The sequence below is a fragment of the Paenibacillus sp. FSL P4-0184 genome (assembly GCF_038004625.1).
Lineage (GTDB): Bacteria > Bacillota > Bacilli > Paenibacillales > Paenibacillaceae > Paenibacillus_AQ.
This window is the reverse complement of record NZ_JBBORN010000001.1, coordinates 3,722,964-3,741,649: the sequence shown is the minus strand read 5'-3', so window position 1 is coordinate 3,741,649 and position 18,686 is coordinate 3,722,964. Positions and strand designations below refer to the sequence as shown.

Genomic DNA, 18,686 nt, shown 5'->3' with positions numbered 1-18,686 from the left:
TTTCGGATACAAACTGAACCCTTATACCTTTATCATTATTCACTAGAAGCTCCCATATAAATCCTGATGGTTGAGCCCTGTTCTACTCTTGCCCCAGCTTTCGGAGCCTGATTGATGACCGTATTGCCAGAGCCTGAACGCGCCAGATTAAAATTCATATTTAAATCCTCATAGATATCTTGTACGGTTGCACCTGTAAGGTCAGGCACGGTCACAATCGGAGTTTCACCATACTTATAAGTTTTTGGAAGCTGATCACTGCGTTCAGGAACCTTCATATAGTGCAGTGAGTCTTCCAAAATATTTTGCACGATTGGAGCTGCAACTACACCCCCAAATTGAATCCCTTTCGGATTATCCACTGCAGTGTAGACAACGATCTGTGGATCATCTGCCGGCGCAAAACCAATAAAAGAAACAATATGCTCTGTCGGAGAATAACGTCCATTTACAACCTTCTGTGCAGTACCCGTCTTGCCACCTACACGATAGCCGTCGATAAAAGCCGGCCGTCCCGTGCCTTTGGCAACCACGCTCTCAAGTGCTGCCCGCACCTTCTTGGATGTCTCCTCCGAAATGACCTGCCGCACAAGCTCAGGCTTCACCTCTGATACAGTCTCTCCCGTTTCAGGATTAACCCATGATTTTGTTACATGTGGTTTATAGAGATTGCCACCATTGATAGCCGCGGATACCGCAGCAATCTGCTGGATAGGTGTAACCGAGACCCCTTGGCCGAAGGCCGTAGTCGAAAGCTCCACCGGACCTACTTGACTAAGCTTGAACAGAATCCCATTTGATTCTCCGTTTAGATCAATTCCTGTTTTGCTGCCGAAACCAAAATCACGAATATATTTGAAGAGGGTTTCTTTGCCCAGCCGTTGCCCAAGAGCAACAAAACCAGGGTTACAGGAGTTCTCAACTACCTGAAGGAAGGTCTGGCTGCCATGGCCGCCTTTTTTCCAACAGCGCAGCTTGGCACCCGCCACTTCGATAAACCCAGGATCATAGAAATGATCATTTTGCAGGTCTACCTTACCTTCTTGCAGTGCTGCAGCAAGTGTGATGATTTTGAACGTCGAACCAGGCTCGTAAGTCATCCAAATGGGTAAATTCCGATTATAGATCTGCGGATCATATTCCTTATATAAATCCGGTTCATAACCCGGTCTACTAGCCATGGCCAGAATTTCACCATTCTTCGGATTCATCGCTATAGCCCAAGCACCCTGCGCCTGATATTTTACCATAGCTTGATCCAGCTCACGTTCCATAATGGATTGAATCTGTTTATCAATCGTCAATTGCAGATTAAGTCCATCCTGAGGGGCAGAATACTTCTCCGATGATCCAGGCATGAGTCTTCCACCTGCGTCAGACAAATACGAAATATTGCCTGCTATTCCTTTAAGTAAATTATCGTATATGTTCTCGACCCCGGTAATCCCTTGGTTATCAATACCTGTAAAGCCTAGTATATGCGCGGCAAGATCGCCGTACGGATAATATCTTTTGCTATCCTCAGCGACAACGATGCCCGGCAACTGCAAATCACGGATGCTCGCGGCAAGTTCCATCGTAATTTTGCGGCCGCCGGGCTGTAGTTTCACCGACATTGATTTTTTAGTCAGCAAGCTCATCAGCTTCTCCTCGGTCATCCCAAGCAGAGGCGCCAATTGCTGCGCTGTCTTTTGCTTCTCCTTCACCTGCACAGGCACCGCATAAACCGTAGGCGTACTGATATTATAGGCCAGCGGTATACCTTCACGATCCAAAATTTCACCACGCTTGGCTGTAAAAGGAATATTGCGGCGCAAGGAATCTTCTACCTTGTCACTTAATTTCTCGCCTTGAGATAATTGCACAAAGCCAAGACGCACGACCAGCGAACCGAATAACACTGCCAGTCCCAGCAGCGTCCACAACATTCTCCGCCGTGTTACGACCTTCGAAACCTTCATTCCGTTCTCCCCCGCTTTCACCTATAGACATGAGCTCTTATCTTCATGACTATTCGGGACAAACAGGGGTTAGAACAAGCCTATGGCCCACTCTCCGATTCCGTACCCTCATCAGCAGTCGAAGTTGCAGGATCATCTTCACTCTTATCATTTAATGGTTTCAGCTTCAAAGTAACCAATGTTTTGCCGTTCTTTGTTCCTTCAATCTGTTCCGAGACATATCCTTCGCCTTCTACCGCAATCTCCACTTTTAGAAGTGTTAGAATCTCAAGCGCATCACGCAGCGACTCTCCTTGTAATTTTGGAATGGTAGGCTTGTCCCCTTGCTTGCTTAATAGGTATATACGCTGACCTTGAGCAAGCTTCGTTCCAGCCTCTGGATATTGGGTCTCCACAGAAGCTTCTTCACCGACAACTTCAAAATCAAATCCTTGATCCAGAAGCGTCTCTCTTGCTTCCTTCATCGTTTTGCCCATCAGATCAGGTGTGGTCCGGAGCACAGGCGCTTCAGATTCAACTGTTTTTTTACTATCCTTATCGCTAGTTTCAGTCGCTAACTTTGGAACTCCCATGTATTGCAGAGACTGAGATACGATTTCTTTAAATACAGGAGCTGCAGCTTTACCGCCGCCAACCTCAACGTTCGGTTCATCAATAATAACAATAACAGCGATCTTTGGATCATTCACAGGCGCATAACCAATAAAGGAGACCAGTACTTTGGACTTCACGTAGTCCTTACCTTCAACCTTGATAGCCGTTCCTGTCTTACCTGCGACACGGTAACCTTCTATGTGAGCGTTGCGTCCTGTACCTTTGACTTGGTCGGCAACTACCTGCTCCAAGTATTCACCGGTTTTCTTGGCGCTTGCCTCATCAATCACCTGACGCACTACACTAGGCTGAGTAACCTTAGTGTCACCGGTGTTTGGGTCCGTAACCTCTTTTACCACATATGGAGTCATCAGTTTCCCACCATTGGCGATAGCAGATACAGCAACCAATTGTTGAAGCGGGGTAACTAGCACTTTACCATGCCCATATGCAAGTGTAGCAATTTCGATAGGACGTCCAAGGTTAGGGTTAACGACCCCACTGGCTTCCCCTGGCAAATCGATTCCTGTCTTCCCATTAAAGCCAAAATCATCAATATACTGTAAAAGTCTATCTTGTCCGAGCATTTCATAAAGTTTTACAAAAAGAACGTTACTAGACCGCTTCACACCTTCCAGGAAACTGATTTGCCCCCAGCCGGCACGATTAATATCATGTAATGCCTTACTGTATCCCTTAATTCTGATAGATCCTGACAGAAATGTAGCTACGGGATCAAAAAGCTTCTCTTCTACAGCTGCAGCAAGTGTTACAATTTTGAAGGTCGAACCGGGCTCATAAGTTGATTTGATAGCATGATTGTAGAAACCCGCTGCATCAGCACCCGTATCCATATATTTATTAGGATCAAAGGTAGGCATATTCGCCATCCCCAAAATCTCCATCGTATTCGGATCAGCAGCAATGACACTCATACTTTTGGGCTTATATTGCGCATATGCCTTTTCCATGGCCGCTTGTATATATTGCTGGATTGTACTGTCGATTGTAAGCTTGAAATTACTTCCATTTACTACAGGTTTATAGGTATCTTTTGAATCCGGCAGCTTAACCCCTTGACCGTCACTTTGATAAAGCAGCTTGCCATCGGCTCCCTTAAGCTGTTCATCTAGGGATTTTTCCAGACCCATAATTGCCTTGCCATCTCGATCTGTATAGCCTAATATATGCGCAGCAAGCGAACCCTTAGGGTAATATCGTTTCTGCTCTCTAACAAGACCAATCCCAGTCTCTTGAATTTTATGCTCTTTACCTAGGGCTACATAAAATTCTTTCACCTTATCCGCAAGTTCCTGATCGATCTTCCAGCCTTCGTTACGAACCTCACGATTCTTGAGGTATTTACCGTTCTCGTCTTTCGCTTCAACCAGTTTCCGCAGCTCATCTTCTGGCTTGCCGAGTAGCTCATGCAATCCCTTGACGACCTCATCACCAATTCCCTTTTCAGCAATGACTGCCGGGTTTACAACCACAGTATAAGCAGGGACATCACTTGCGAGCACACTCCCATTACGGTCAGAAATCGTTCCTCGCTCTGCTTTGATAGTCGAAGTGTGCGCCCAAAGTGTAGCAGCCTTTTCTTGCCATTCTGAGCCCTCCATAACTTGAATCCAGAACACTCTAGCTATCAAAACAAGAAAAAAGAGGGTAATACACCCTCCTATAAACAGCGTGCGAAGTTTTATTCTCTTTACCATAAGCGAACCTCACAATTTTTTTATTGCGATCTTGCCAATCGCTCACTAATTATCGCCTTCTGTCGATATCGGATTCGCCGGAATAAAGATTGTAGCATTTTCATCCGGTGCTACGTATCCAAGATCCTTTGCCTTTTGGGCAACTTTCTGCTCCAAGTTCTGCTTCTCCATCTCAAACGTGGAAATTTGCTTCTTAGCAGTCGCTATATCCTTATCTAATTTCTGGGCCTGCAAGTTCAAATCATAAATATGAACGTAACGTGAAATCAGGGTAATAGCCACCAAAACGCATACTCCTAGCGTCAGCATATACAAAAGTTTCTCTTGCAGCGGAAGTACTCTTCGTTTGGTAACTACTTTTGTCTTCTCGCGGTAAAGGGGGTTTACCTCTTCTTTTCTTTTGGGCTGAACTGCTAAATTGCCGCGGGTATAGGCCATCTCTGACTCTCCTTTATCGTCAATTACAATTTTTCTGCAATGCGCAGCTTAGCTGAACGGGCTCGAGTATTAAGCTCAAGCTCTTCTTCAGAAGGCACAAGCGGTTTGCGGTTGATTAACTTAAGCGTGCCTTTCGCGCCACATACACAAAACGGAAAGTCAGGCGGGCATGTACATCTGCTTAAATAGCTGCTTAGTATTTGCTTGCAAATTCGGTCCTCGAGTGAATGAAAAGTGATAACGGATACTCTACCTTCTGGTGCAAGGCAACGTACTGCGCTATGTAATCCTTCTTCAAAAGCACCCAACTCGTCGTTTACAGCAATCCGTAAACCTTGGAAGCTACGTTTAGCGGGGTGTCCTCCCGTTCTTCGTGCAGCCGCCGGAATACCTTCCTTGATAAGCTCAGCTAATTCTCCTGTGGTCTCCACAGGACTTTCTTCTCTTCTGTCTACAATTTTCTTAGCGATTCTCCGCGAGAACTTCTCTTCTCCATATTGGAAAAGCACACGGGCAATCTCCTGCTCAGACCACGTATTCACAATATCAGCAGCCGTTAATAGCGCTGTCTGATCCATCCGCATGTCCAGCGGAGCATCATGATTGTAACTAAATCCGCGTTCTCCCTCATCAAACTGGGGAGAGGATACGCCAAGATCAAAGAGGACTCCATCCACTTGGGGAATGCCATCTTTTTGTGGTACAAAGGGCACATCCTTAAGTACACTCTCCAGATCACGGAAATTGGTCTTAATGAGTACAACCTTGTCTCCGTATTCAGCTAGTCTTTCTTTTGCGTTCTCCAGAGCCCAATCATCTTGATCCAAACAGATTAATCGGCCTTCGCCGCTAAGTTTGGAAGCAATTAGTGCGCTGTGGCCTGCTCCACCTAGAGTGCAATCTACATAGATTCCGTCTTTTTTGATGTGCAGCCCTTCTGTCGCTTCTTCTTTAAGCACCGTGATGTGGTGAAACAAGCTGCATCCCTCCAGGACAGTATTCGATATTGTGTTTTATAGATCAAAATTGAAATCCACCAATTTTTCGGCAATTTCGTTGAACGATTCCTCGGACTGTTCGAAGTACTGCTCCCATAGCTCTTTGTTCCAGATTTCCACCCGGTTCGAAACGCCCAGAATAACACAGTCTTTGTCCAGTTTGGCATACTGCCTTAAATTGGCCGGCAGATTTACCCTTCCCTGCTTATCCCATACACATTCTGTTGCGCCTGAGAAAAAAAAGCGACTGAATGCACGGGCATCTGATTTCATCAGTGAAAGGCTTTTTAGCTTTTGTTCCATGATTGCCCATTCTTCCATGGGATAAACAAATAAACAGGAGTCTAGACCACGGGTCGTCACAAAGGAGGTTCCAAGCAATTCACGGAGTTTAGCCGGAATAATAATTCGGCCTTTGTCGTCAATGCTGTGTTGATACTCTCCCATGAACATCCTTTTTCCCACCCCTAATCCCCGAATCCCCACTTTACCCCACTTTTCACCACTTAAGCATAATAGATTCGCCATTAAAAATCAAAAACCTTTTTCTGGTGAAAGGAATTTTTTGCTAAATCAAATGGATAGTTGCCCAAAAAACAATTCGCCACAGAAAAAAAGCCATACAATCGGAATCTTGTCCGCTGCATGGCTTTTCAAACATAAACGTCTTCGGTGTCCTTATAAGGACGCCGAAGCGTTTAAGCGAGAAATATAAGGATAATGTATAGCGTAAAACTTATACTCTCTTATATTTTACAAAAGTTGCTTCAGTTCAAGGTACACTTGGTTAATATACTTTATTGTTGTGCGTTCCGTAATTAATCGTTCAGATTCCAGCTGTCCAAATAATCCACTTGTGCTGGAGTCAGACTATCAATGTTAATTCCCAGACTTTGCAGCTTGTAGCGTGCTACCTGCTCATCCAGCTCATAAGGAACATTCTCAACTTTTACGCCAATGCTCTTATAATTATCATTTACATATTTCAACGACAGCGCTTGTAGCGCAAAGGTCGTATCCATAATTTCGGCAGGGTGTCCATCCGCAGCACCCAGATTTACAAGTCTGCCTTCTGCAAGCAGATATAGTTTACGTCCGTCGCGAAGCTGGTACTCTTCGATATTTTTGCGAACAGTACGCTGAGATACGGATCTTTCAGACAATTCAGGCTTATTCACTTCAACGTCGAAATGGCCTGCATTGCACATGATTGCTCCATCCTTCATCACATCATAATGTTCACCGCGAATGACATAACGATTACCAGTTACTGTAACGAAGAAATCACCAACCTTAGCAGCTTCCAGCATAGGCATAACTTCGAAACCGTCCATATGTGCTTCAACGGCTTTAATAGCATCCACTTCTGTGACAACCACTTTTGCGCCCAAACCTTTGGCACGCATAGCAACACCCTTACCGCACCAGCCGTATCCTACAACAACTACGGTTTTGCCCGCAACGATCAGGTTGGTTGTTCGAATAATTCCATCCCATGCGGATTGGCCTGTGCCATAGCGGTTATCAAACAAATATTTGCAATAAGCATCATTTACTGCGACCATTGGGAACTTCAACACACCTTGCTTTTGAAGAGCTTTTAGACGAATGATGCCGGTTGTTGTTTCTTCAGCACCCCCACGAATATTCTCCATTAGATCAGGACGCTCCGAATGTAGCAATGTAGCAAAATCCCCACCATCATCAATAATCAAATCCGGTTTGCTTTCCAGCGCCTTGATATTAAGAGCTTTGAACTCTTCAGGTGACGGGTTGTATTTAGCAAATACGGTAATTCCGTCCTCTACAAGCGCCGCACATACATCATCCTGTGTAGACAGTGGATTCGATCCAGTAATGGTTACTTCTGCACCGCCTGCTTTGACTACCTTCGCCAGATAAGCGGTTTTAGCTTCCAAATGAAGCGTAATAGATACTTTTAGTCCTTTGAATGGCTGCTCAGCTTCGAACTGCTCACGGATACGGTTCAATACCGGCATATGTTGACGAACCCAGTCGATTTTCAAATGACCTTCGGGTGCGAGTGACATATCAGTCACGATACTATTTTGTTTTGATGAACTCATAATGAAACCTCCTAAAAGTTTTGTGAGCGTTACTACATTGAATCTACTTCGTACAAAACTTGCTTCGTAAGCATACGCTTTGTTTTATGGAGCAATACTTCTATGTTTTACTTCGCAATAAAACTCGCTTCGTAAGCATAATCCAGGTTTTGTGAGCGTTACTTCTTTGTTTTATAGAGCGATACTTCTCTACATATAAATGATGCGATGCGTCCCACTATAATCCGGTTCAATAGCCATCAGCTCATCTAACCATGGAAGTCCGTAGCGGTTCAAGTAATACATGATATTGTACACTCTTTCTTGCAGTTTACCCAGTGGCATTAACGACAGCTCGATTCGCTCCCATTGACGGATTGCAGCTTCATTCTGTTTTGCCATTGCATCTTGGGCTTTCGCTTGTAAAAAAGTGATCTGATCTAAAATCTTATCTTTATTGTTATTCCCTAGTTTTAGCAGACCTGCCTGAATGGTTCCAAGCTGCTCAATCAGTGGTTCGTACATGGCGGAGAAAGTAGCCTTAGTTTCTTCGAAACGTTGTTCAATCCCCAGCTCATCCTGTGCAGCCAACCACTCATGTCTTTTACGATCTAGTCCCTGTCTTACATCCTCAAAGCTTAGTTGATATTTATCCATATGCTTATGAAGCGTACCTTCCACCACTGTGAAAGACATTCGCGGGATGATCAGGGGCATTTGTCCCCCAATGGTCTCAAACGCACGATGCGGAATGGCCCAATAAGCAATCTCACCTTGACCTAGCACCGTTGCTAGAACCGGCAACACATAATCCTGCATAAGCGGACGTGTCAGCACGTTGTTACTGAATAGTTCCGGATGAACCTTCACTTCCTCCAGTAGTTCATCCCGGGTGAACGATACCTGGCCCTTGCGATCGGCAAAAACGCCATCTTTCTTATGAAGCAATAATCGTACACCTTCATGTATATAAAAGAGGTTGGCATTGCCTGCCGTAACGTCAGCTTGAAGCTCATACCCAGCGTTCACGATATCAGAAGCAGAATTCATGTACGCTGTTTCCAGTGCATCATTCTGCATAATTAGCGAAGTAAAGAAAGGCTCTTCTAACTTACGAAGGTTAGGATCAGCAGAATCAAGCAGGATCAGACCAAATTTACCAAATAAAGAACCCATCAGCTTGGCAAAAGCATCCGTCATACTATCTGCTCTAAACGAAGAAGATCGAATAAATTCCATAATTTGCGGTTTAAAGTCACTATCTTGAAGTAGCGCATCCAGCTGTTCCACTACTTGCTGCCAGCTTTCATCTTCTACACGAATATTACTCACCGAGGAGCGTTTCTCCTCTGATTTCTCTATCTTAATCTTTGTAATCTCTTGCGTACGATTCAATACATACGTATGATTCACTTCATCCCAGTCATGATCCTCTCCTGCAATCCAGAATAATGGGACTACAGGTCGACCGAGCTGTTCTGCTGCTTCTTTTGCTGCCATAATGGTTGTCATTGCTTTATATACTACAAGTAGTGGTCCTGTAAATAATCCGCTTTGCTGTCCGCCAGTTACCACTAACGTTCCCGGCTGTTCTAAAAGTGCCAGTGAAGACATCACCGCATCATGTGAATTATGCTTTTCATTATATTGCCGTAGACATGCAGCTACTTGTGTCCGGTCTGCACGGAGACCCTCACTACGATCCAGCCATTCTGCCCGAATGCTTCTACTCTCTTTGCTTCGGAAATCCCCACCATACAAATGACTAACTTTTTCAAAATTTTCTATATAGTCGCGCGCGAGTGCAGATCCACCCGGGAGCGGTTCCTTAACAATATTCATTTGCTAGTGCCTCCAGTTCTACTGAGCAGTTATATGTAAATCCAAGTTCGTAAACTCTATATGATTGTATCCAAAGTCAGGGGCTGCGTCAAAAGAATTACATACCTGCAAAAAAGCAATGCAAGAGCAGCCGTTTTATTTTCTTATCCATTAAAATGATTATTAAATATCCCCACTACATACAAGAGGCGAGAGCATAACGCTCCCGCCTGTCTAATACTCGCTATAGATTTAAGCAAATTTTTTGCTTACCCAGTGTCCTTTGGATACTTCTACTAATTCAAAGTCACTATCATTGCTCTTTTCGTTAGCAGAATAAATAGGACTACCAAGCTCATCATGCAAGTGAATACGTTTCTTGTTCACTTCAATTTCCGGATCCGGAATTGGAATAGCTGACAAGAGAGATTTGGTATAAGGGTGGATAGGATTTGCATAAAGCTCTTCACTTTCCGCCAATTCTACCATTTTACCCAAATACATAACCGCTACGCGATCACTGATATGTTTAACCATGGACAGATCATGCGCGATGAAAAGATAAGTCAATCCCAGACGATCTTGCAATTCTTTAAGCAAGTTTACGACCTGAGCCTGAATGGATACGTCAAGCGCGGAAATCGGCTCATCACAAACGATGAACTTAGGATTTACCGCTAATGAACGGGCAATCCCAATACGTTGGCGTTGTCCACCAGAGAATTCATGCGGATAACGAGTAGCGTGATCATGGTTAAGACCAACCATATCGAGCAGCTCTTCGATCCGTTTTTTACGTTCTGCACGACTGCCAGCCATTCCGTGAATGTCCAGTGCCTCGCCGATGATATCAGAAACCGTAAAACGCGGGTTAAGTGATGCGTACGGATCTTGGAAAATCATCTGCATGTCACGGCGCATTGCTTTCATTTTGTTAGAAGGCAATTTATAAATGTCTGTACCATTATATTTCACACTTCCGGCAGTTGGCTCATACAAGCGAAGAATTGTACGTCCAGCAGTAGTCTTACCACAACCGGATTCCCCTACCATTCCAAGCGTCTCGCCCTCACGGATGGAGAAGTTAATATTATCAACAGCCTTAAGAACCTTGCCTTGACCTACATTAAAATATTTCTTAAGACCTTCTACCTCTATTAGGTTCTTACTCAAGAGTACTGCACCTCCTTGGCCATCGAATGCAGATTCCAGCAACGCGCCATATGCGTTTCGCTGAATTCTGTGGCGCCGGGATCGATTTGTTCGCAAACATGCATTGCTTCATTGCAACGCGCGGTGAACGGACAGCCGATCGGCGGCTTGATCAGATCTGGCGGTGTGCCGATGATCGGAATGAGCGGCTCGCCCTTCTTTTGGTCCAGACGCGGCATCGAGCGCAGCAGACCTTTGGTATATGGATGCTGTGGATTCTTAAAGATTTCCCATCTTGTTCCGGTCTCCACAACTTCACCTGCATACATTACAATAACCCGATCACACATACCGGCAACGACGCCAAGATCATGGGTAATCAAAATGATGGAGGTACCTAGTTTTTGCTGCATCTCTCTCATAACTTCCATGATCTGCGCCTGAATGGTTACGTCAAGAGCCGTTGTAGGCTCGTCCGCTATGAGTAAAGCCGGACGGCAGGCTAGCGCGATTGCAATCATTACACGCTGGCGCATACCGCCTGAAAACTCGTGGGGATATTGGTTAAAGCGAGCCTCAGCATTTGTGATGCCAACTAATTTGAGCATCTCAATACCTTGCTTTTTCGCTTCGGCCGCTGACATTTTCTGATGTTTAATCAAAACTTCAGTGATCTGTTTGCCCACTTTGATGGTTGGGTTCAAAGAAGTCATCGGGTCTTGAAAAATCATGCCAATATCTTTACCGCGAATGGATTCCATTTCTTTCATGCTTTTGTCTAGCAGATTTTGTCCTTGGAAAATAATTTCTCCCTTTTTCACTTTAGAGGGTGGGGAAGGGATCAACCGCATAATCGATTGTGCAGTTACACTCTTACCGCTGCCGGACTCGCCGACGATGGCAACCGTTTCACCTTTGCCAATTTCAAAATTCATACCACGGACAGCTTGCACTTCTCCGCCTTTAACAAAAAACGAAACATGCAAATCTTTGACTTGTAAAATAGGTTCCATCCATAACCCTCCTATTTTTTCAGCTTAGGATCAAGCGCGTCACGAAGACCATCACCGAAAATGTTGAAAGAAAGCATGGTTAAACTGATCAGAATGGCAGGGAACAGGAAGCGCCATGGATAGTACAACCAACCGGTGAGTGAATCGTTAATCATAGATCCAAGTGAAGCGATAGGAGCTTGTACACCAAGACCCAAGAAGCTTAGGAAAGCCTCAGCAAAAATTGCATTTGGTACAGAAAGTGTAATCGTTACAATAATCGGACCCACTGCGTTCGGCAGAAGGTGTTTGAACAACAGTCTCGCAGAACCTGCACCCATGGAACGAGAAGCCAATACGAACTCGCGATTCTTGAGCTGCATAATTTCACCGCGTACAATCCACGACATCGTAATCCAACCCGTGATGGTTAAGGCCAGGATGATGGTACCAAGACTTGGTTCAAGCACAACCAAAAGCAAAATTACAACAAGCAGATAAGGAATGGAGTACAAAATTTCAGAGAATTTGTTCATGATATTATCTACACGGCCGCCGAAGAAGCCCATAATACCTCCATAGATAACACCGATAAACAAGTCGATGGCTGCCGCAGCTAGACCAACGATCAAGGAGATCCGTGCGCCGTACCAAGTACGAACGAAAATATCACGTCCAAGATCATCCGTTCCAAACCAGTGATCGGAGGAAGGGGGCTTATTGGTATTCATCAAGTCATTGGAGTAATAGTTATATTTCGAGAATAAAGGAGCGATAATCGCTGCAAGCACGATCAAGCCTAGAATCCCAAGCGCGGTCATCGCCATTTTGTTTTGACGCAACCGTTGCCAAGAATCTTTCCAGGCAGAGAGACTCTCCCGCTGAATTACCTCGGCTTCTTTTTCATCTACACCGACTTTTTGAAAGTCTTCCGGTTTTAGATTCATGTTCTTTAACAAGTTATTATCAGATGCCACTCTTTAGCCCTCCTTTCCTCCACTTAATTTCATACGTGGGTCAATCAATACATAAGCAATATCAGTAATGAAACGGGCCACCATGAGTAGTACACCATAGAAAATGGTTATCCCCATAATAACGGTATAGTCACGGACACCAATAGCTTCCACGAACTGTTTACCAATACCCCCAACACCAAAGATCTGCTCGATAACAACCGAACCAGTTACGATGTTAGCTGTCATAGGTCCCATGTAAGTAACAACCGGCAGGATACCATTACGAAGTACGTGACGGCTTAGAATAGCCATCCAGCTTAATCCCTTAGCCTTAGCCGTTTTGATATAATCCGCATTCAGAACTTCAAGCATACTTGAACGTGTCAAGCGCGCTATAAATGCTATTGGCTGAGCCGAGAGCGCTGCTACAGGAAGGAAATAATAGATTGGCCCTTTAAAACCTGAAACCGGTACCCAACCCAATTTGAAAGCGAACACATACTGTAATAATGACGCGACTACAAAGCTCGGAACCGCAATCCCCAGAACTGCCAACACCATCGCGGCGCTGTCAAGAAACTTTCTGTGATAGAGTGCCGCTAACATGCCGAGAAGAACCCCAACAATAACCGCCACAACAATTGCGACGAGTCCCAGCTTCAGCGACGCTGAAAAGGTTTGACCGATCAAATGTGATACATCTTGATTCAGGCGTTTCATGGATACACCCAGATCACCTTGGATAATATCACCTAAATACTTAAAATACTGATGAGAGAGCGGCTTGTCCAGACCATATTGCTCCATCAAACGCGCTTTAATTTCTGGCGGTACTTTCTTCTCAGAAGTAAACGGATCCCCTGGAATAGCTTTCATCAAGAAAAAAGTTGCTGAAATCAGTACAAATAATGAAACCAACATATAGAAGAATTTATTTGCGACATAACGAACCATCCCCATCACACCTCCTCCGACAAATTTTTTGAGAGCATTATATTGATTTTATGAAAAAAACGGATTTTTGTCCATTTTCTAAATATGTTATAAATAACAATAAATAACAAATAGACGGAAATACAAAAAAAAGGGATATATATGGAGTTCCACATATATATCCCGAAGTATTGTGTTACTTCAGTCAACTAACTATTCTGTTTAAATTACATGAGCTAAATCTTAGTGCTCAAGCAAGTATCCACGAGTCAAGTCAATTGCACCACTGAAGTCAAGAGTAACACCTTTGAGGTACTCTTTAGTCAGGGAGTTGTTAGTGTAGTAGTACAAAGGAATCAAAACTTGATCTTGCTCGATGAGCAATTTCTCAGCTGCTGCAAACTTGTCTTGACGTACTTTCAAGTCAGTACTTGCTTTAGCTTCGCTGATCAATTTGTCATACTCAGGGTTAGCGTAACCAGTATCATTGTTACCGCCACCTGTTACCCACATATCAAGGAAAGTCATTGGATCATTGTAATCCGCAGTCCAACCAGCACGTGCAACTTGGTAGTTCAGGTTTTGACGGTTTTCAATAAATACAGCCCACTCTTGGTTAACGGTTTGCACGTCGATACCAAGATTGTTTTTCCACATATCAGCAATCGCCAAAGCGATTTTCTTGTGACCTTCACTTGTGTTGTAAGTCAAAGAGAATGTAGGCAGTTTATCCATACCTTCTTCTTTCAGACCTTCAGCAAGCAAAGTTTTAGCTTGTTCTAGATCTTCAGTGAAGTAGCTATCTTTAACTGCTGTACGGTATTCACCATCAGCACCAGCGATACCCGGAGGTACATAACCGAATGCTGGGAATTGTCCACCTTGTACTACATTGTCAATCAAAGCTTGACGGTTAATCGACATTGCAAGAGCTTTACGGATTTTAGCGTTTGTGAAAGGTTTTTCAGTGATATTGAATTCGTAGTAGTATACGGAAGCAATACCTTTACGGCTGAATTCTTTAGGAAGTTCTTTTTGCACGATTGGAATTTGCTCTGATGGAATTTCACCAGTTGGTCCACCGGCACGATCGTATTCACCGTTCTTGTAGCTGAGCAGTTCAGTTGCACCGCTGTTTACAAGGGAGAAGTCGATTTTGTTAAGTTTAATGGAATCTTTATCCCAGTATTTATCGTTTTTAGTTACAACAAGTGTTTGACCTGTAGTCCACTCAGTAAGAGTGAAAGCACCGTTAACGATCATAGTATCTTTGCTTGTTGCCCATTTTGGATTACTCTCAATGGATTTGTGTACAGGGTAATAAGTGTAGAAGGAAAGCAATCCAAGGAAGTAAGGAGTTGGGGCTTCAAGAGTAACTTCGAGAGTTTTCTCATCAACCGCTTTGACACCTACTTGACTGAAATCGGTAATTTCCTTGTTGTAGAACTTTTGAGCATTTTTGATGTAGTACAATTGATAAGCGTAAGGTGCAGCGGATGCAGCAGCAGGATCGAGTACGCGTTTCCAAGCGCGAACGAAGTCTTCTGTTGTTACAGGATCGCCATTACTCCATTGTGAATCACGGAGTTTGAAAGTATATACCAGACCGTCAGCGGAAACATCCCAGCTTTCAGCAACACCTGGTTCAGCTTGACCAGATTCAGCATTCATGCGAGTCAGACCTTCGTACATTGTTGTCAGGACAGTGTGAGCTTGGCTATCTTGAGCCAATCCTGGGTCAAATGTTGGAGGCTCAGAGCTTAGGTTGATTCTCAGTGTTTGGTCCGCAGCCAATTTCTCTTCTGTAGCCGCATTACCAGTTCCCGTGTTACCAGTGTTACCAGCATTACCTTTATTGCCGCTGTTCGCGTTGTTTCCGCCGCAACCAGCAAGCACTGTGCCGATAACAAGTACTAATGCAAGCATTAGCAATAGACTTTTACTCTTCTTCATCTAGCAGTTCCCCCTAAATAGAATGTGGTATATGGTTTATGATTATACAACCAGTGGTCAAAAAAATCTAGTGGTATGTTTTCAGAAAACTCTTTTTTTATTAAAACTTTAAACTTTTGTGACGTTGCCGCTTCACCGGAGCAGTGGAACATTACATCGCTTGTGATATGTACTTAATTAGCCCTACAAACATAAATAGTAAATATCCGACGCTCATAAAAAAGAAGGAAAGTCTCCAAACTGCCCGAAATAACCGCTTCCCATCTACTTTTCCTTTCAGTCGATTCTGAGCGCCGCCAATCAATCCAGTGGATATTAATACAATAAGTAGTATAAGATAAAACCCAAAACCGTTATTAAACAAGTTGTTAAATAATGCGGAGACCGATAATAATAAAAAAAATGTAGTCACGTCCATAGCGAGCATAAAAGTTTTCTTTTTATCTTTTTTCAAGCCTCTTCCAATGAAATAAACAATTAAAAACGGTATTATTGGAATCAAGCTTAAAGTACCGATCGAATTCATCAGCAATCCCATAGCTTCACCTCTCCTCCGAGATCGTACCTATATTCCCTCTACTAATTGGCAGATCAAGCGATGTAAAGGAACCAATGTTCCAGTGCGTTCTGCCATTTCTACAAGACTTCCATTGATCCAATGAATTTCTGTGCTTCTTGAAGCTAGAACATCTGCCAGCATGGACGAAGTATTGCCAGCCGTTGTCCTGCACACTTTAAGGATGTTATCCCACGCATCATGATCATAAATAATTCCGCAGGCATCATATACCATAGTAGCTTCTCTAAAAAGTTCTCTCATTAACTGCAGGCGCTCTTCTGAAGCAAGCAGTTCACCATTTGGAATACGCCAAATCGCTGTGAGCGGATTAATAACGGCATTGATTAGGAGCTTCCGGTAAATCATGGTATCCACTTCATTCGACAAAAAGGCTGAGAATCCTGCCATAATGAGAACTTCTATTAAATAATTCACTTGTAAATCAGTATGTATACTATGGGCTTGTCCATTCTTTAAGCTCCATTTCCCTATCCATACCTCCCCCGCACCTGCATGAATAACCTCAGTTAAAGACTTTCGCTTCGCAGCTTCTGTTGTTACGGCAGCATATAAATTAGCTTTCGGCAGCAAGTTACTGAGCATCTCCATATGTCCAATGCCATTTTGAAAACAAATGATGTGTACCTGTTGTTCCCTAAGAGGGGATAGAAATTCAGGTAAAACATTATGTATTATGTCCTGTTTAACCGTTACTATGATCCAATCACTGGGCTCACGGAGATAGGCATCTGCAAATCCCTCTATTGGTGCGGACACAAATCGATCCCCCGAAATCGAAATTGGATCGCGCCCATCCTCATAGCTCACAGTTAAGCCCTCATTTTTTAATTTCCGGCACTGCTCTACCCCTCGACACCACAATCTCACTTCATTCCCGGACTGGGCCAGCCTCCCTGCCAAAAGCAGCCCAAGTGAACCCGCACCGATTATATCGATTTTCATCTGATCCTCCTGTTGATCTCAAACGCAATTTTTCTAAGTATAGCCTTAATATACCAAGAAGAACCGCCGTTGTCGTCCTCCATAAATGACAATACAAAACCAAAACGCCCGCAAATGGCGCTAATAAAGCGAACCACTTACGGGTGTTTTAGTTTGCCTATCTTTTATTCAATACGTTCTAAATTTCCATTCCCATCCATTTTGAAACGAGTCTTCATTTCTTCTTCTTCTTCGTTTAAGAAAGCTAGCCTACGCGCACGATCCATAATCTGAATTAAAGCTTTGTAATCATCATTGACTACCCGGTAGTCACTTTGAGCAAGATTAACCTCTTTTGACAACCGCTCATTCTCAGATCTTAATTCTGTTAATTCATCTTCCTTCTCGCGCAAATCTCTCTCCAGCATTTTCAGCTGGCGTCCTGCCTCCTGGATTGTACCTTTCCATTGTCTCAGGAAACGTATAACCGCATCAATGGATAATGTGTTTTCACTTAATCCTTCGCCCCGCCCGAATTCCTCATCGGTATCCCCGAGAATCAGACCCGCTACCTGCGCTCCTCTTACCGACGGCTGCTTTTTCAGGTAACTTCTCTTTTGACGTTGGCCTTTAGCGATTCCAATTGCACCTTCATAGCTTTTTCGAACACAGCTGTTCCAGCGGAATCCGCAAGCAGCCGACGTTCTGCCGATTTTCTCACCCACTTCTTCAAAAGCAGCAAGTTGTGTACTGCCCTCCCGAATGTGGCGCAAGGTTACTTCTGCCAGTATTAGATCATCTTCTGCACTCCAAGCATCCTGTCTAACGGCTGTCATCCAACCAAACCTCCTAACAACATCTTGAAATAACCATCTCCATAACCGACAGCTCTGCCGGGTAGTGAATAGGGATAAAAGCTGCTTACTCCATTTCTATGCTTCTCATAGAGTTCATAGAATCTATTTGATACTAAATTGTATTTCCATTATCTGCCCACATCATACGCTTTAAGTAATAAATTCTCTTTTTTCAAGCGCTAATCACTTCAGTCAATTATAAAAATCACATTTTTTCAAGATTAGTGTATTTTTTTCAATGAATTCGTTTACACATTTTTACTGAACGGGTATAATAAGTCGAAGGAATATTCGTGAGATACATACTGGAAGGGGGACTCTCTCTTGGACCGCATGTTTCGGGTATTAGGTTTTTTTACATTGGCTATTGGATTGATGGCTTTCGCCGGAGGTCTGACAGAAATGGCCTTGCTTTTCTTTTTGCAAACCGCTTTTTTCGTAATTCTCGGTTATTTGAAGTTTACTGAAAAAACTTATGTCCTACTCTTCTGGGCATACATGATTTTGACTTTCACCGGTTTCAGCTATTGGACGATCTTTCAAATGGGTCTTCCACTATAAATTGCAGTGCTCTCTTGAAGCGGATGAGGTCCTTATCTAATAAGGATCACTTCCGTTTTTTTGTTTATCAGTTAATATATTATATATGAGGTCCCCCAAATACCTGTGTACGCATTGAAGGATAGCCTCACTTTGTGGGGATTTTTTGTATGTATGCTATTTTAGAAGGGTTAAACATATTA

General features: G+C 43.6%; 16 protein-coding genes. 1 reads left to right on the top strand and 15 read right to left on the bottom strand.

Annotation, left to right across the window (positions count from 1 at the left end):
• Positions 1 to 35 precede the first annotated feature (35 nt).
• From MKY52_RS16310 to MKY52_RS16240, 15 genes are all read right to left on the bottom strand, one after another.
• Positions 36 to 1,961 (bottom strand): stage V sporulation protein D, encoded by a 1,926-nt coding sequence (locus MKY52_RS16310; protein ID WP_341052301.1) that lies wholly within the window; start codon positions 1,959 to 1,961, stop codon positions 36 to 38.
• Positions 1,962 to 2,041: 80 nt separating this feature from the next.
• Positions 2,042 to 4,273, bottom strand: coding sequence for a penicillin-binding transpeptidase domain-containing protein (locus MKY52_RS16305; protein WP_341052300.1), 2,232 nt, complete (start codon positions 4,271 to 4,273; stop codon positions 2,042 to 2,044).
• Between the two features lie 45 nt (positions 4,274 to 4,318).
• Complete coding sequence (locus MKY52_RS16300; RefSeq protein ID WP_076284765.1) at positions 4,319 to 4,711, bottom strand: septum formation initiator family protein; 393 nt, start codon at positions 4,709 to 4,711, stop codon at positions 4,319 to 4,321.
• Between the two features lie 23 nt (positions 4,712 to 4,734).
• Positions 4,735 to 5,688 carry a 16S rRNA (cytosine(1402)-N(4))-methyltransferase RsmH gene (rsmH, locus tag MKY52_RS16295; protein ID WP_042190866.1) on the bottom strand — a complete coding sequence of 318 codons (954 nt, stop codon included), beginning with the start codon at positions 5,686 to 5,688 and terminating at the stop codon, positions 4,735 to 4,737.
• A gap of 36 nt (positions 5,689 to 5,724) precedes the next feature.
• On the bottom strand, positions 5,725 to 6,162 hold the full coding sequence (mraZ, locus tag MKY52_RS16290) for a division/cell wall cluster transcriptional repressor MraZ (protein WP_036683674.1): 438 nt from the start codon (positions 6,160 to 6,162) through the stop codon (positions 5,725 to 5,727).
• 365 nt (positions 6,163 to 6,527) lie between these two features.
• The gene (locus MKY52_RS16285; protein WP_341053434.1) at positions 6,528 to 7,799 is read right to left on the bottom strand and encodes an adenosylhomocysteinase; all 1,272 of its coding nucleotides are present in this window, start codon (positions 7,797 to 7,799) and stop codon (positions 6,528 to 6,530) included.
• Between the two features lie 186 nt (positions 7,800 to 7,985).
• Positions 7,986 to 9,617, bottom strand: coding sequence for a bacillithiol biosynthesis cysteine-adding enzyme BshC (bshC, locus tag MKY52_RS16280; RefSeq protein WP_341052299.1), 1,632 nt, complete (start codon positions 9,615 to 9,617; stop codon positions 7,986 to 7,988).
• 231 nt (positions 9,618 to 9,848) lie between these two features.
• Entirely contained in the window at positions 9,849 to 10,769 is a 921-nt protein-coding gene (locus tag MKY52_RS16275) for an ABC transporter ATP-binding protein (RefSeq protein WP_042190873.1), read from the bottom strand.
• Positions 10,766 to 11,761: an ABC transporter ATP-binding protein gene (locus tag MKY52_RS16270; RefSeq protein WP_042190876.1), complete on the bottom strand. Its 996-nt coding sequence runs from the start codon at positions 11,759 to 11,761 to the stop codon at positions 10,766 to 10,768. The genes MKY52_RS16275 and MKY52_RS16270 overlap by 4 nt, the downstream gene beginning before the upstream one ends.
• 11 nt (positions 11,762 to 11,772) lie before the next feature.
• Positions 11,773 to 12,687, bottom strand: coding sequence for an ABC transporter permease (locus tag MKY52_RS16265; protein WP_042194363.1), 915 nt, complete (start codon positions 12,685 to 12,687; stop codon positions 11,773 to 11,775).
• Positions 12,688 to 12,720: 33 nt separating this feature from the next.
• Positions 12,721 to 13,653, bottom strand: a complete 933-nt coding sequence (locus tag MKY52_RS16260) for an ABC transporter permease (protein ID WP_042190878.1) — start codon at positions 13,651 to 13,653, stop codon at positions 12,721 to 12,723.
• 222 nt (positions 13,654 to 13,875) lie between these two features.
• Positions 13,876 to 15,585 carry a peptide ABC transporter substrate-binding protein gene (locus tag MKY52_RS16255; protein WP_042190881.1) on the bottom strand — a complete coding sequence of 570 codons (1,710 nt, stop codon included), beginning with the start codon at positions 15,583 to 15,585 and terminating at the stop codon, positions 13,876 to 13,878.
• A gap of 151 nt (positions 15,586 to 15,736) precedes the next feature.
• Positions 15,737 to 16,123: a DUF3397 domain-containing protein gene (locus MKY52_RS16250; protein WP_341052297.1), complete on the bottom strand. Its 387-nt coding sequence runs from the start codon at positions 16,121 to 16,123 to the stop codon at positions 15,737 to 15,739.
• Positions 16,124 to 16,150: 27 nt separating this feature from the next.
• A complete protein-coding gene (locus tag MKY52_RS16245; RefSeq protein WP_341052294.1) occupies positions 16,151 to 17,107 on the bottom strand; it encodes a ketopantoate reductase family protein in 957 nt (318 codons plus the stop codon).
• 164 nt (positions 17,108 to 17,271) lie between these two features.
• Positions 17,272 to 17,922, bottom strand: coding sequence for an RsfA family transcriptional regulator (locus MKY52_RS16240; protein ID WP_042130271.1), 651 nt, complete (start codon positions 17,920 to 17,922; stop codon positions 17,272 to 17,274).
• A 345-nt stretch (positions 17,923 to 18,267) separates the two neighbouring features.
• Here MKY52_RS16240 and MKY52_RS16235 point away from each other — a divergent pair, with 345 nt between their 5' ends.
• Positions 18,268 to 18,504 (top strand): DUF2626 family protein, encoded by a 237-nt coding sequence (locus tag MKY52_RS16235; protein WP_042130273.1) that lies wholly within the window; start codon positions 18,268 to 18,270, stop codon positions 18,502 to 18,504.
• The last annotated feature ends 182 nt before the right edge of the window (positions 18,505 to 18,686 follow it).

What these genes read in the sequence shown, in the direction of transcription:
- MKY52_RS16245 (WP_341052294.1), bottom strand. Translation starts at nt 17,107, where the DNA reads ATGAAAATCGATATAATCGGTGCGGGTTCACTTGGGCTGCTTTTGGCA.
- MKY52_RS16265 (WP_042194363.1), bottom strand. Translation starts at nt 12,687, where the DNA reads ATGAATCTAAAACCGGAAGACTTTCAAAAAGTCGGTGTAGATGAAAAA.
- MKY52_RS16310 (WP_341052301.1), bottom strand. Translation starts at nt 1,961, where the DNA reads ATGAAGGTTTCGAAGGTCGTAACACGGCGGAGAATGTTGTGGACGCTG.
- MKY52_RS16260 (WP_042190878.1), bottom strand. Translation starts at nt 13,653, where the DNA reads ATGGTTCGTTATGTCGCAAATAAATTCTTCTATATGTTGGTTTCATTA.
- MKY52_RS16305 (WP_341052300.1), bottom strand. Translation starts at nt 4,273, where the DNA reads ATGGTAAAGAGAATAAAACTTCGCACGCTGTTTATAGGAGGGTGTATT.
- bshC (WP_341052299.1), bottom strand. Translation starts at nt 9,617, where the DNA reads ATGAATATTGTTAAGGAACCGCTCCCGGGTGGATCTGCACTCGCGCGC.
- MKY52_RS16250 (WP_341052297.1), bottom strand. Translation starts at nt 16,123, where the DNA reads ATGGGATTGCTGATGAATTCGATCGGTACTTTAAGCTTGATTCCAATA.
- MKY52_RS16240 (WP_042130271.1), bottom strand. Translation starts at nt 17,922, where the DNA reads ATGACAGCCGTTAGACAGGATGCTTGGAGTGCAGAAGATGATCTAATA.
- mraZ (WP_036683674.1), bottom strand. Translation starts at nt 6,162, where the DNA reads ATGTTCATGGGAGAGTATCAACACAGCATTGACGACAAAGGCCGAATT.
- MKY52_RS16255 (WP_042190881.1), bottom strand. Translation starts at nt 15,585, where the DNA reads ATGAAGAAGAGTAAAAGTCTATTGCTAATGCTTGCATTAGTACTTGTT.
- MKY52_RS16270 (WP_042190876.1), bottom strand. Translation starts at nt 11,761, where the DNA reads ATGGAACCTATTTTACAAGTCAAAGATTTGCATGTTTCGTTTTTTGTT.
- MKY52_RS16300 (WP_076284765.1), bottom strand. Translation starts at nt 4,711, where the DNA reads ATGGCCTATACCCGCGGCAATTTAGCAGTTCAGCCCAAAAGAAAAGAA.